The organism is Frigidibacter oleivorans (genome assembly GCF_003993775.1).
GTDB classification, from domain to species: Bacteria; Pseudomonadota; Alphaproteobacteria; order Rhodobacterales; family Rhodobacteraceae; genus Frigidibacter; species Frigidibacter oleivorans.
On sequence record NZ_RJRZ01000005.1, the window covers coordinates 51,999 to 64,442 of the forward strand.

Below are 12,444 nucleotides of genomic sequence, written 5' to 3' on the forward strand. Positions count from 1 at the left end.
AGCCGCCGCGAATGGCCGTTGTCGCGAACGCAGCAGCATTTCGAGGTGGTCACGGAGGTCCGCTCAGGGGCGAGCAACCCGGACATGATGATCACGGCTACAGTTCCCACGTCTGCGGCGGCGGCAGGTGACATCTTTTCAGCCGCCTGCGACCTCATCCACATCTTCCGACACCTCCTGCCGCAGTTTCGGCCCCTGCGCGAGGCGCCGACCGAGTGCTGAGATAAACGCCTCGTAGCGCTCCCCAGCCTTTGCCCGCGCCGCCTTGGCTGCTGGTTCCGGCAGAGCCGGTATTGTCGCGAGCCAGAAACGGATGAACACAGCCAGGCTTTCGACGGATATCCCGACATCGCGTTCCATCCGGGTAAGCCGCCGGTCGATCTGATCCAGGCGCCTCGCGAGAACAGCTTCGCGCCGTTCTGCGTCATCCGGAGAGAGGAAGGATGCGATCGCAGCCTCGGCCACCATCGATTGGGATCTGTCGCGCCGGGCGGCAAACTGCGCCAGCATCTGCATGACCTCAGGATCGAGATAGACCGAGATCTTCGTCTTCTTGCGGCTCAAGGTCATGATCAAAGCTCCATGCCGTCATCGGGATTGAGGGAGACCTGACGCGCGACACCGCGCATCTGCTGCATGATGCGGCGATTGCGGATGGCGCCATCTTCGTCATCCTCGGGCGGGTCGAATTCAAACTCGTTCTCGAGAGGCGTCTGCCTGTCGACCGGCCGAGGCTGCGCCAGCTCCGGCTGAAGGCGGCGTTCCGACGCTGTCGGATCCTCATCCTCCGATCCCGTCTCGGAGACTGGCTCGAGCTCGTGGTCCTGCATTGGGACTGCAAGACTGCTCCAGTCATCCTCCCCGGACGCGCCTACATCCACCAGGTCGGGTGGCGGCAAGACCCGCTCGGTGAACCGCGCATCTTCGTAATACCGTGCTTTTGTCGCCCGGATCGGTGGTGTGCCGGCCACCATGACGATCTCATCGGATGGCGGCAGCTGCATGATTTCTCCGGGGGTGAGCAACGCCCGCGCGGTTTCTGACCGGGACACCATGAGATGGCTGAGCCAGGGCGCCAGACGGTGCCCGGCATAGTTCTTCATCGCCTTCATTTCGGTGGCGGTGCCGAGAGCGTCGGACACCCGCTTGGCCGTACGCTCATCATTGGTCGCGAAGCTCACCCGGACGTGGCAATTGTCGAGGATCGAATTATTCGGGCCGTAAGCCTTCTCGATCTGGTTCAGCGACTGGGCGATGAGGAAGCTCTTCAGCCCGTAACCCGCCATGAAGGCCAGCGCGCTCTCGAAGAAATCCAACCGGCCGAGCGCCGGGAACTCATCGAGCATCAAAAGCAGCCGATGACGGTCATCCTTGCCCTGCAGGTCTTCGGTCAGGCGTCGGCCGACCTGGTTGAGGATCAGGCGGATGAGCGGCTTGGTGCGATTGATGTCAGATGGCGGCACCACGAGATACAGCGTAACGGGGCGCACTCCCCCGACAATGTCACCAATCCGCCAGTCGCAGCGGCGCGTGACCTGGGCGACGACAGGGTCTCGATAGAGGCCAAGGAAAGACATCGCCGTCGACAGCACACCGGAGCGTTCATTCTCGGACTTGTTGAGCAACTCGCGGGCGGCACTGGCGACCACGGGATGCGGCCCCCTCTCGCCCAGATGCGACGTCCGCATCATCGCCCGGAGTGTGGACTCCACGGGACGCCGCGGGTCGGACAGGAAATTGGCGACACCGGCCAGCGTCTTGTCCTTCTCGGCATAGAGGACGTGCAGGATCGCACCGACGAGCAAGCTGTGGCTGGTCTTCTCCCAGTGGTTCCGCCGCTCCAGACTTCCCTCGGGGTCGACAAGAATATCTGCAATGTTCTGGACATCGCGAACCTCCCACTCGCCGCGGCGCACTTCCAGCAGCGGGTTGTAGGCCGAAGAGTTTGGATTGGTCGGATCGAAGAGGAGGACCCGACCGTGCCGGGCCCGGAACCCTGCGGTCAACTGCCAGTTCTCCCCCTTGATGTCATGAACGATGGCCGAGCCGGGCCAGGTGAGAAGAGAGGGAATGACGAGCCCGACCCCCTTGCCGGATCGCGTCGGCGCGAAGCAGAGCACATGCTCCGGCCCATCGTGGCGCAGATATTCCCGCTCATAGCGACCCAGGACCACGCCATCCGGGTCAAGAAGTCCGGCCGCCTTCACCTCGCCCTTCTCGGCCCATCGGGCAGATCCATAGGTCGCAACGTTGCGGGCCTCGCGCGCGCGCCAGACCGACATGGCGATGGCCACACCGATGGCGATGAAGCCGCCAGAGGCGGCGATAATCCCGCCCGTCGCGAAGACCGGTGGCGCGTAGGCCTCGTAGAAATACCACCACCAGAAGATGGCCGGTGGATAGTAGACGGGCGTCCCGAACAGCACGAACCAGGGCGGGCCCAGCTGTGCCTGATAGCCGAGGCTCGCGGCCACGTATTGCGTCGCTCCCCAGCTGGTGGCCAGAATGATGAGGAAGACGATGGAGATCTGGCCCCAGAGGATCTTGGTCGCGGACATGACTGTCGCTCCTTTCCGGTGTGTTGATCAGAGGCCGAGGCCGCGCTTACGGCCAAAGTCCCAATCAACCCCGCCGTCCCCGCGCGCGACGCCGGTGACATCCCGGTCGAGGTGCTTTTCGAGGGAGGGGGACCAGGGCACGAGCTGGAAGCCGAGAGCGCCGTCGGCACCGTAGCCTTCGATCATCGCAAAGCGCCCCGAAGCCAGCGCGAGGCGCTGGCGATAGAGGCCGCTGACGTAGTCGCCCGCCCCCGCCTTGTTGAACGGCAACCCGGTTTCTCCCGAGAGCTGCGCGCCAACCGCCCGCAACTCCCGGTCGCGCAAGGTTCCGAGCAGGCGCCGGGCAAAGACCACCCTGCCGCCCTGCTGCTCGGCCAGCCCCTCCGAGGTCAGATGATCGGCGCGCGCGTCCAGGGCCTGCCGGACCTCGGCACCGAAGCCATGGTCCGACAGGGCGAGCGGGTCGCGCGCGATGGCCTGCCGGTCGAGCCAGGTGGCCCCGGACGCGGTAATCTGCGCAGCAAGGTCCAGGTCGGACCGGACCGCCAGCGCACCGCGCCGCTGGCCGCGCGCATCGTCGTAGGAGCGGAGCTCCACGATCGAGCCGGCGGCGCCGTCGCCGGCGGCGTCGAGATGAGGCAATCGGATATGGTGGCTCCGGCCATCGACGCCATCGACGACGGCATAGGCTGTCCCCTTCAGTTCGTCATCCAGACCGCGCTGGACCAGACGACCGATGACGGGAACATCGAGGCTCTCCGCGGCAAGGACGTAACTCGAGGACCCGCGCTCGATCCCCCGGTCCGTCAGCGCCCGATGCATCCGCTTGATGATGTCGCCACGCTCCCCCATCTCGCGCAGGACCGCCTCGGCATCATCCCTGATGTGCCACTGCGACTGTCCGATCTGGTCGGCAACGCCGAGAACTTCCAGCCGGCGCAACCGCCCGACCTTCAGCGCGTGAAACACATCCGGCTGCCGATCCGTATCCGGCGCCATGTCGAGGATGCGCGAACGCCCCGCATCCCGCAGCAACTGACGGTCGAGCTGCGTCCAGCGCTCGGCCCCGATCTGTCGCTCAAGCGTCCGGCGGATGTCGAGATCGCTGCGTGGGCCCAGTTCCTGGGTGATGAGATCCCGTGCCCTGTCGCGCAGCCCCTCCTTGATGTAGTCCCGCGAGATCACGAGATCCTGGCCGTCGTCGCGCATACCCCGAACGATCAGGTGAACGTGCGGATGCGCGGTGTTCCAGTGATCGACGCCGACCCAGTCAAGAGGTGTGCCGAGATCCTGCTCCATCCGCCCGACGAGATCGCGGGTGAAGGATTGCAGGTCAGACATGTCCGGCGCGTCGTCGGGTGAGACGATGAAACGGAAATGATGACGGTCATCGCGACACCGCTCGGCAAAGGCCCGGCCATCGGCATCCTCGGTTCCGGGCCCGAAGAGCCTGGCCTTCTCCCCGTCCCGGGTCACGCCGTCCCGGTGCAGGTAATCGAGGTGGGCTCCGAGAGGCGCGGACGTCCCGCTGTGCCGCACGACACGCGCCTTCACCACGGCGCCGCGTGTGCGCGAGGTGATGAGGCGATTGGCCTGAATACTGGCGCGTTGACCGCGCCCGAAGCGGGACCGATTGCCCGGGATGACGCGCCCGGCCCGCGAGACACCACCCCCGGCCTTTTTCGCCGCAGCCAAGGCCTGTGCGACAAAGGGACGGGCCTGCTGCGCCCGTGTCGAACGGATACGCCCCGGGCGGATGCGGAACTCGCGATCATCGGGCATGGGAAATCCCCGCACCGTGCGAAACTGCACTGAATATCAGAGTGTTAGGCAGATCTCGCACGGTGCGAAGACGCGTCACACGGTGCGAAACGCGACAAAAACATGAACAAAAACAACCGCCCAACCGCCGCGCACCGTGCGCCCTTTTATCCTGCCATCCTTCGGTCGTGGTGCCGGCCACCACCGTCCTTCCCCTCGAACGCGCGCCAGAGCACGACGGATTGAGAAGTGCGATCTCCCGGGTCATGGCCGGACCTCACCATTCTCCCGCTGGACGAAGAGGCCCTCAGGCTGCGGGGTGATGCCCGCCTGCGGCAGCGCCGGGACGGGTGAAGGAGCGCCGCCGACGGTCCGGTGAGGCGACACAGGATCGATCGCAGACGCGCCGTCGTCGCGGCTGATGAAGAGCGCCGCCTCACGCCAATCGAGCGGCCGGGCTGCAGTGATGGCGGTGCCCGATGGCCGCTCACCAAGCAGCACGGGCGCAAGCGCGGCGACATAGGCGCGCGTCTCGGCGGGCAGCGGACGATCCGCCAGTCGGTATTCGTCGTAGCGGGCGGGACCGGCGTTATAGGCCGCCAGCATCGCCGCGACATTGCCATAGCGGTCCCACATCTCGCGCAGATAGGCCGTGCCCGCGAGGATGTTGTCACGCGGCTCGAAGGGATCATGGCCGAAGCCATGACGTATACGCAGCCCGGCCCAGGTGTCGGGCATGACCTGCATCAGCCCCATCGCGCCAGCGGAAGAAACCGCACGCAGATCGCCCGCACTCTCTGCCCGCATCACGGCCATGATCCATGTCGTCGGAATGCCGAAGCGCTGCGATGCCTCGGTGACTTGGGCGGCGTAGGGATGCGCGGCGATTGCGTGTTCGGACGCATCGGTTTGCGCCAGAAGCGGCTGCGTGGCGGTTACCGGGAGGAAGAGGCCGGAAAGAAGAAGGAGGAGGATGCGGTGGCAGATGCCACCTCTCCCCGAGGCGGGACGGGTGCAGGACGCGATCATCGTCAGTCCTGCTCGTCGCGCATCTTCGGGCGGGTCCAGTGCAACCCCCAGTCCCTGCCCTCCTCATCCGACTGGAACAGGCGGGCGCGGATCGGATGCTGAAAAACCGGATCATCGAGCAGGACCGAAACGAACGCCCCTGCGGTTTCGCCTGTGTGTTTCCAACCCGCGCCAACCTCCGGACCCTCCTCGTCACCGAGGTGGATGCGATAGGCGGGCGCCTTCTCGGTATCAACATTGTCTGTGGGAACGAAGGTCAGTTCCAGGTCGAGAGAGAGCGTACGCAGCTGTCCTGAATAGCCGGACGGGGTGCGGGTGAATTGGCCGATTTGCGGCATTGGAGATTCCTTCTTGATGCGGTTGTTGGGATGCGGGCCGCTTGCGCGCCCCGCCATGGACACGCCGTCACCGCTCCGGCGCGTGCCAGACGAGGCGGCCATCGCCACCCTCATCGGTGAACAGTGGACTGGCCCGGCCGATCACTGCCGAGGTGGGGAACGGGCCGAAGTAGCGGCCGTCGAAGCTGTCAGAGACCGCCGTGTTCATCAGGAAGACCTCGCCCTCTACGATGGTGCGACAGCCCTGCCAGACGGGAAGATCGCGGCCCTGGCTGTCGCGCTCTCGCGCCTCCCCCAGGTGTCTGCCATCGACGGTGATCGCGGCGCCGTCACGGCAGACCCGTTGTCCCGGCAGCCCGATGACGTGCTTCAGGATTGGAGTATCGCGACCGACATAGCCGCGCGCGGCCATGAAACCCGCAAGGGGTTCGGGCGGCATAACGGCGACCAGATCTGGCACCCTGAGCCGATCCTCTGGCGCGATGGTGTAGAAACCGATCGGCACGCTGGCCGAGGCGTTCCAGACCAGCCGTGGCGCAGTCGGAATGCTGCCGGCGATGACGGTGGCGAGCGCCGCGACAGTCGCCATGATGTAGCGGGAGCGGGTCATTTTCCGATCTCCCGGCGCCGGAGCCATGCATCATGGCGTTCTGCCGAGTAGGGACGCGGCGCTTCGCCCGCCTTCATCCAGTGCCCGACATGACGCCAGTGGTCGGGATCGACCTCGGCAGGGACGATGCCGAGACCCTCGATCGCATCGACATGGCGCAGAACCTCTTCGACCTTGGGCCAGCCTTCGATCTTCAACAAAATCTCGCCACCGGGGCGCACGAAGGGCAGCGTCTGACAGGCGCTGCTAGGCGCGATCGTGCGCACGATGTCGATGCGCGAGAGGACGGTTCCATAGTCATTCGCCGCCCAGCGGACGAAGCCAAACACGGCGCCGGGACGGAAGAAGACGATGCGGCGGCTGCGGTCGAGGATCTGTTCCCCGGCCGCCTGGCCGAACCTGATCCAGAACTCGATCCGCTTCTCCACCCAGGTCAGTTCCACGCGCGTCAGCTCGCCGCGGGAATGGGCGTCGAACGGTCCGTCTCCGGTCACGCCGGGGATCACAAAGCCGGTCATTGAGGTTCTCCTTCGGGTTCCGGGTATTCGCGCCCGAGCAACTCGCGCAGCATGTCAGCGACAGTGACGCCGCGGCTGAAGGCTGCGACCTTGATGCGACCGCGCAGGTCCGGGGTGATGTCGATGGTGAGCCGGGCCGTATAGATCGCCGCCGCGCGACCGTGTGCGGATGGCGCCTCGCCAGCCTTGATCCAGGTCTCGGCATCGACTGGCCGCGCGGCGAAACCACGCTTGTCATTGCGCCCGGTCATACCGCCACCTTCCCAAGACCGAGGCGCCCGATCTCAGACGTCAGCGCCGCGATCTCTCGGGCAGCAGGCGATTGACGGTCAATGTCACTGGCGAGGCGACCAGTTTGTGCCGCATCTGCAAAGACGACGCGCTGACAAATCGTGCTGGCAAGCACAGGAGGATCGTGATCGGCCAGCGCCTCGGCAGTGTCCCGGGCGATGACGGTGCGCGCGCCGCAGCGGTTGAGCAGGAAGCGGGCGACAAGTTCCGGCCGATAAATGCGGGCCTCCGCAAGGAGGGACAGCATCTCGGCAGAGGCCCAGCCATCGAATGGCGAGGGCTGTACCGGGATCAGCACCAGATCGGCGGTGAGCAGCGCTGAGCGCATGAGCCCCGCAACACGCGGTGGGCCATCAATAACAACATGGTCGACTGTGCAGGCAAGTTCGGGGACTTCGCGGTGCAGGGTGTCACGGGCCAGGCCGAGGGTGCCGAAGAGCCGCGGCAGACCTTCGCGGGCGCGTTGCTGCGACCAGTCCAGAGCGGAGCCTTGCGGGTCGGCATCGATCAGGGTGACGCGCTTGCCCTGTATCGCCAATTCACCAGCAATATGGAGCGCCAGCGTCGTCTTGCCGACGCCACCCTTCTGATTGAGCAGAGCGACGATCATTCGCCACCTCCCGGCAATTCGAGAGGAAGGCGGGGCGTATCTGGATGATCGGAGGCTGCTGCGACGCCCTTATCGGAAGCCGTTCGCGGCACCGATGGGGCGACGGCTGCCTTCGTCTTGCCGGCCTGGCTGAGGCTTTTTGCGGTGGCACGGATGAGGTTTTCCACATCACGCGCGCGCTCTTCAAAGTTAGACTCTTTGTTAGACTCTAAGTTAAGGGGGCGATTTCCGCTTTTGCTTCCGTGCGTTACCCCCTGTTTGGGTTCCTGATAGCACGAGCCTCCGGTTCCCGATAGCACGATAGCCCGGGTTCCCGATAGCACGAGCCCATTCACAGGTTTTCCACAGCCCGGCGCAGGCTCGAAAGCCAGCAGCTTTCGGCCACCAACCTCTGTCTCGAGAAAGAGCGTATAACCCGGCAGCGGCTGCCGCCGGATGATGTCGCGAAGCTCGAAGGCAAACCGCTTGAAGGGGGACAGCGCCCCGGATTTCTGGTGAAGATGATGGAAATCGAAACGCCAACCGTCCCGTTGCCTGCCACCATGCTTGCGCACCAGGCGATAGAGCCAACGGTCGAGCCCGCCAGTCAGGTCGAAATACGCCCGGTCGATGGTGAGGACGAGCGTATTGTCGAGCACGGCCTGGTAGAACCAGTCGGGCACGATCAACTCGATGCCGTCCGGGCGCCCCTCCCTGTCGCTGCGCTCCTGCCATTCGTTGATCCAGGAGAAACGATGGCGGCGTCCTTCCGCAGGCTGCCGGATCGAGGTGGAGATTGTCGTCGACTGCAGACGATCCAGCGCCGCCTTCAGGCGCTGGTAATCCCGCGCACTGGTTCCGCGACCAACATAGGTGAGGATCTCATATGGGGTGGCGGCCATCAGCCGGGAGGTGCGCAGCCCCGCGTCACGCGCCTCGACGATCTGGCTCGCCGCCCAGATCAGGATGTCGGCATCCCAGATTGTGGCCATACCGTGATCGGGAACCGCCTCGACCCGGATGCTGACGCTGCCAGCGGCAAAGTCGATCGGTGCGACCCGTTTGGATTTGGCGAGGGAGAAAAAGGGATAGGCCATGAGGTCCTGCGCATCTCTGGGGGCGAAATCCCCGGGCAGCGCGCGGAACAGATCGAGCTGCCCTCGCTCGGAACGGGGTCTGCGTCCATCGGTCATGAAGGTGTCGCCCCCGCGTCAGCGCACGAAGCGGCCAGGCTGCGGGAGGTTGGGGAGCGTGTGGCGCTTCGCTGGCAGCACTTGCCCGCGCGGGTCGGATGTCGAGGTGACGGCGCCGCGTCCGACCCAGGCCTGCAGGTCCTCAATCGCATAGACCACGCGTCCGCCCAGCTTGTGGTAGGCGGGACCGGTGCCATAGGTCCGGTGCTTCTCCAGCGTCCGAGCCGACAGGCTCAGGAACTGGGCGGCTTCTTTGGTGCGCAGATAGCGCGGGGGAAGTTCGGTTGAGATGGCGGACATCGGGCGTCTCCCTACTGTGTGTGACCAGTGCCGCGAAACAGCGGCTGATGACGGTCACGATGGCGAAGCGCGTCCGGTCAGATGCAGTGGGAAGGTAGCAGGGGTAAATCCGCACACCGCGGCGCGGGATCGCCAACCTAGAGGCGGCGCTGGTGGCGAAGGAGCTTGCGATAGCCGCCGGCGATCAGGTCACGCCCCTCGCGAAGGAGGCTGGAGACGGCAAAACGCGCCGAGGAGACCTGCCATTCATCTCGGTCCAGGTGACCGGTGCGAAATAGCACCTCGGCGATTTGCTTCTGGGTCGCGCCATGGAAGGCTGCGTCGGAGGCCTGAAGGACACGCCGCAGGCGCGCTTTCTGCTGCGCGGTCAGACGGGTGTCGCGCGGGATTGAACGACGTCGATGCTGGTCCGCCAGCAGCCGCTGGATCGCCTCCATGCGATCAAGGCCCTCGGGACCGAGAGGGACGGCAGCCACAAGCCGACCGCGGTGTTTGCGCGGAGCGACGAGATGCAGGTATGTTCCGTCCGGTAGCCTGTGGCACAGGTGCTTGCCAATGCGTGATACCCTGCCGTTTAAGGCAGATATCTCGTCGCCAGCGTCGCCAGCGTCGCCAGCGTCGTCAGTCTCGTCGACGAGTGACCCGGGAGCGACCACGAGCACCACGGCGCTGGTATCGATTTCGGGGCGCCAGAATATCTCTGCGACAGTCGCGCTCAGACCGGGGCGAACCGGGAAAGCACAACCCCCATCGACGGCCGACCTGATCCATCAGATCAACCCTCTCCGGGGGTTCTCCTGCGAGCTTTGCGTAATCATGCTGATATTCGGGATTGCGGCGCAGGCATTCCCAGCCGAGTTCCGGCGCAGCCAGATCATCGAGATAGTCGTAGGCGGCCTGGTCACGCCAATTCGAGCGATCAGGTTGCATGGCATCGCCTCTCCCCTGGGTTGATCACAAAAAAGGATTCCAAGAGATCAATCACTTGGGAAGCCCACCCCAAGGCATCAGGTGATGCGCGGGGCGCATCACCTCCTCAGGCGGTGCGCCCCGCCGCCAATTGCCGATAGCCCTCGGAACTAAGCCAGCGCGCGCGTTCAAGATGGGCGTCATGGACCATGCGCGCCCGCTCCGGCTCTTTCTGCGCATCGAGGCCCAGGATGATCTGCGCGGCCTCCTGCCAGCTCGCGCCCTCGCCTGCAGCATCGAGCAAACGCATGTACTGCGCCATGTGACGACGGTCATACTCCGTCACCACGGTCCCCTGCGGCGGCACATCCTGCAAGCTGCTGATCGTCACACGCATCCCCACTGCGGCTTCTGTACAATCCTAGCACAGAAGGTTGACGTTTTCGTGAGCACGGCAATAGCGCAATTCCGTTCACTGCGAAACCTGCCGGAATAGTCAGCTCTTAGCGATGGCCTTCGCCTGCACATGCATCACTCCAATCCCCTGGTCGGAGTTCAGGAGCAGAATGCCATTCGCTTCGAAAGCCCGCCGAACCTGATCGCGCGTGGTCTCATAGACCTCGAGCCCGCTTTCGGACTCGAGGCGCTTGAGCGCGGTCAAAGATACCCGGGCCTCATCCGCAAGCTGCTCCTGTGTCCAGCCAAGAAGCGCGCGCGCGGCCCGTGATTGTCGGGAGGTGATCATGCAGATCACCTCCCATCCGGCCCGGCGCAAGCGCCAGAACTACGGCTATTATAGTCGCTTATCAGAATTTCACCACCAAAATTCTGACGTGTTTACATTGCGTTTCCGCTTTGGCGCCGCAAAATTCGGGAACTGATTCGGGTGCCCGGTCTGGCGGTCGGCCCCGACCTTTCGACCGGGGCCTCGCGACGGCGTTATTCGCCGCGGCGACCGTTGGGGCGGGACCAGATCAGCGCGTAGCTCTCGCCGTCCTCCTCATCGAAGAGATTGGCGTAGATCGGGGCGGTGAAGCTCGGATCGTCGAGCTTGAGCCCCAGATAGTCGCGGCCCTCCACGGAGCGCTTGGACCAGGCGGCGCCGATCTCGGCGCGGCCCACCAGGACCCGGTGGCTGGGGGCGTTCTCGCCGGTGGCGCGGGTGTCGGGGACGATGCGCACGCCCTTGGCCTGGACGCTGAGGGTGACGATTTCGCCGGTGAATTCGTTCGAGCCGGTCTTCTTGAAGGTGCCGATGGTCGCCATTGTAAGTCTCCGTTTTCCGTTTCCGGGTCCGCACCATTGCGGCCCGATGGCGATCGACAGGCTGGAGACGACCGGCGGCGCACCCCCGGCCTGCCGGGGGCTGGACAGCAAAGGCAGAACTTTCTTGTTCCGCGCGGAATGGGCACAGCCCAGGGGAAGAAAGTTATGGCGGCGCTGTTGCGCCAAGCCGGTCGAGGCGTAGCCGGTCTTCGGCCAGATCAGGCCATTGAAGGGGCCGTATGGAGCGGACATGAGACGGGCAAGGAACGGAGACGATGGCGGCCGCGGATGCCCGTCAGCCTGACCGGCGTTTTCACCGGCGGGTTCGCTCACCCGCGACAGGCCATGCGCATCGTTCTCCATGCACCTCGTCCGGCGTGCCCCCCCCGATCAAAGGTGCGGTTTGCCGTTCGAACGGTCCGCCCCCTCCACCGCACGGCCACGGGCCGCGACGCGAGCCTCATGCCGATCCGCACGCCGCCCCATACCGGCATCCTGACGACCGGGATGGCATTCCAGCGCTGCTCCGGCTCCGCCTCATCGGATCGTCGGCAGTGTCAGGCGCCTACGGGAGAACTGTCCGAAGAGTCGGCGGTCATACCGGCAATGCGGAGGAAGGCGGAAACGCCAACGGCGCCCGCGCCGATGACGGCGAAGATCATCTGCCATGTCTCGGAGGGCATCATGGCCCTGGTGATTCCGAGGGTCGCGTTGAACCCGGCCAGGACGGCGGGCACCACGAAGATCAGCGCGATGACAAAGCGCGCCCAGAGCGGGCGTACGAGCATGATCAGCGCCTGGCCGATGGCGAGCGTCAGGCCGGCGGCGAAGCCGCCGACGAGGATTGCACCGAGCCAGCCGGCGCCGGTTCCATACGCCCAGATGCCGGTGTGAAGCCCGACGAGGAACGGCAGGGCGAAGACGGCGAGGTTGAACACCAACCAGCACAGGCCCGCAATGGCCGCGAAAGATGCAAGGATTCCGAGAACGATCATGGTGGAGTCTCCCGTATGGCTTGGAACGGTCGCGCCTTCCACCACCACCATGGCGCAAGGCGAACATAGCATGAAATCGCCCGGCAT

At 65.1% G+C, this 12,444-nt stretch carries 18 protein-coding genes; 1 reads left to right on the forward strand and 17 read right to left on the reverse strand.

Features of this window, described 5'->3' with window-relative positions; translation table 11 throughout:
* Window positions 1-138: 138 nt before the first annotated feature.
* From EEY80_RS08680 to EEY80_RS08745, 15 genes are all read right to left on the reverse strand, one after another.
* Complete coding sequence (locus EEY80_RS08680) at window positions 139-570, reverse strand: CopG family transcriptional regulator (protein WP_126976200.1); 432 nt, start codon at window positions 568-570, stop codon at window positions 139-141.
* A 2-nt stretch (window positions 571-572) separates the two neighbouring features.
* On the reverse strand, window positions 573-2,558 hold the full coding sequence (locus EEY80_RS08685; protein ID WP_126976201.1) for a conjugal transfer protein TraG: 1,986 nt from the start codon (window positions 2,556-2,558) through the stop codon (window positions 573-575).
* A gap of 27 nt (window positions 2,559-2,585) precedes the next feature.
* Entirely contained in the window at window positions 2,586-4,340 is a 1,755-nt protein-coding gene (locus tag EEY80_RS08690) for a relaxase/mobilization nuclease domain-containing protein (protein WP_126976202.1), read from the reverse strand.
* A 243-nt stretch (window positions 4,341-4,583) separates the two neighbouring features.
* Window positions 4,584-5,348: a lytic transglycosylase domain-containing protein gene (locus EEY80_RS08695; RefSeq protein WP_126976203.1), complete on the reverse strand. Its 765-nt coding sequence runs from the start codon at window positions 5,346-5,348 to the stop codon at window positions 4,584-4,586.
* 2 nt (window positions 5,349-5,350) lie between these two features.
* Entirely contained in the window at window positions 5,351-5,788 is a 438-nt protein-coding gene (locus EEY80_RS08700) for a DUF736 domain-containing protein (protein WP_456236425.1), read from the reverse strand.
* Window positions 5,754-6,296: a S26 family signal peptidase gene (locus tag EEY80_RS08705; RefSeq protein WP_126976204.1), complete on the reverse strand. Its 543-nt coding sequence runs from the start codon at window positions 6,294-6,296 to the stop codon at window positions 5,754-5,756. Before EEY80_RS08705 ends, EEY80_RS08700 begins: the two co-directional genes overlap by 35 nt.
* Window positions 6,293-6,814 carry a DUF2840 domain-containing protein gene (locus tag EEY80_RS08710; RefSeq protein ID WP_126976205.1) on the reverse strand — a complete coding sequence of 174 codons (522 nt, stop codon included), beginning with the start codon at window positions 6,812-6,814 and terminating at the stop codon, window positions 6,293-6,295. Before EEY80_RS08710 ends, EEY80_RS08705 begins: the two co-directional genes overlap by 4 nt.
* A complete protein-coding gene (locus EEY80_RS08715) occupies window positions 6,811-7,065 on the reverse strand; it encodes a ribbon-helix-helix protein (protein WP_043870025.1) in 255 nt (84 codons plus the stop codon). The genes EEY80_RS08710 and EEY80_RS08715 overlap by 4 nt, the downstream gene beginning before the upstream one ends.
* Window positions 7,062-7,715: a ParA family partition ATPase gene (gene parA / locus EEY80_RS08720; protein ID WP_126976206.1), complete on the reverse strand. Its 654-nt coding sequence runs from the start codon at window positions 7,713-7,715 to the stop codon at window positions 7,062-7,064. The genes EEY80_RS08715 and parA overlap by 4 nt, the downstream gene beginning before the upstream one ends.
* On the reverse strand, window positions 7,712-8,791 hold the full coding sequence (locus tag EEY80_RS08725) for a replication initiator protein A (protein ID WP_456236427.1): 1,080 nt from the start codon (window positions 8,789-8,791) through the stop codon (window positions 7,712-7,714). The genes parA and EEY80_RS08725 overlap by 4 nt, the downstream gene beginning before the upstream one ends.
* Window positions 8,792-8,905: 114 nt before the next feature.
* Window positions 8,906-9,187 (reverse strand): helix-turn-helix transcriptional regulator, encoded by a 282-nt coding sequence (locus EEY80_RS08730; RefSeq protein WP_009573772.1) that lies wholly within the window; start codon window positions 9,185-9,187, stop codon window positions 8,906-8,908.
* A 137-nt stretch (window positions 9,188-9,324) separates the two neighbouring features.
* Complete coding sequence (locus tag EEY80_RS20665; protein ID WP_328590517.1) at window positions 9,325-9,852, reverse strand: DUF2285 domain-containing protein; 528 nt, start codon at window positions 9,850-9,852, stop codon at window positions 9,325-9,327.
* Window positions 9,809-10,117, reverse strand: coding sequence for a transcriptional regulator domain-containing protein (locus EEY80_RS20720; RefSeq protein WP_407920727.1), 309 nt, complete (start codon window positions 10,115-10,117; stop codon window positions 9,809-9,811). The genes EEY80_RS20665 and EEY80_RS20720 overlap by 44 nt, the downstream gene beginning before the upstream one ends.
* Before the next feature lie 106 nt (window positions 10,118-10,223).
* Window positions 10,224-10,493 (reverse strand): DNA -binding domain-containing protein, encoded by a 270-nt coding sequence (locus EEY80_RS08740; RefSeq protein ID WP_121062022.1) that lies wholly within the window; start codon window positions 10,491-10,493, stop codon window positions 10,224-10,226.
* Between the two features lie 99 nt (window positions 10,494-10,592).
* Complete coding sequence (locus EEY80_RS08745) at window positions 10,593-10,841, reverse strand: helix-turn-helix domain-containing protein (RefSeq protein WP_126976208.1); 249 nt, start codon at window positions 10,839-10,841, stop codon at window positions 10,593-10,595.
* Here EEY80_RS08745 and EEY80_RS20070 point away from each other — a divergent pair.
* On the forward strand, window positions 10,840-10,977 hold the full coding sequence (locus EEY80_RS20070; RefSeq protein WP_164738203.1) for a hypothetical protein: 138 nt from the start codon (window positions 10,840-10,842) through the stop codon (window positions 10,975-10,977). The genes EEY80_RS08745 and EEY80_RS20070 overlap by 2 nt on opposite strands.
* A 58-nt stretch (window positions 10,978-11,035) precedes the next feature.
* On the opposite strand, the gene EEY80_RS08750 is transcribed toward EEY80_RS20070, so the two are convergent.
* Both EEY80_RS08750 and EEY80_RS08755 read right to left on the reverse strand, forming a co-directional pair.
* Window positions 11,036-11,362, reverse strand: coding sequence for a DUF736 domain-containing protein (locus EEY80_RS08750; RefSeq protein WP_126976349.1), 327 nt, complete (start codon window positions 11,360-11,362; stop codon window positions 11,036-11,038).
* 557 nt (window positions 11,363-11,919) lie between these two features.
* A complete protein-coding gene (locus tag EEY80_RS08755) occupies window positions 11,920-12,444 on the reverse strand; it encodes a hypothetical protein (protein WP_235829764.1) in 525 nt (174 codons plus the stop codon).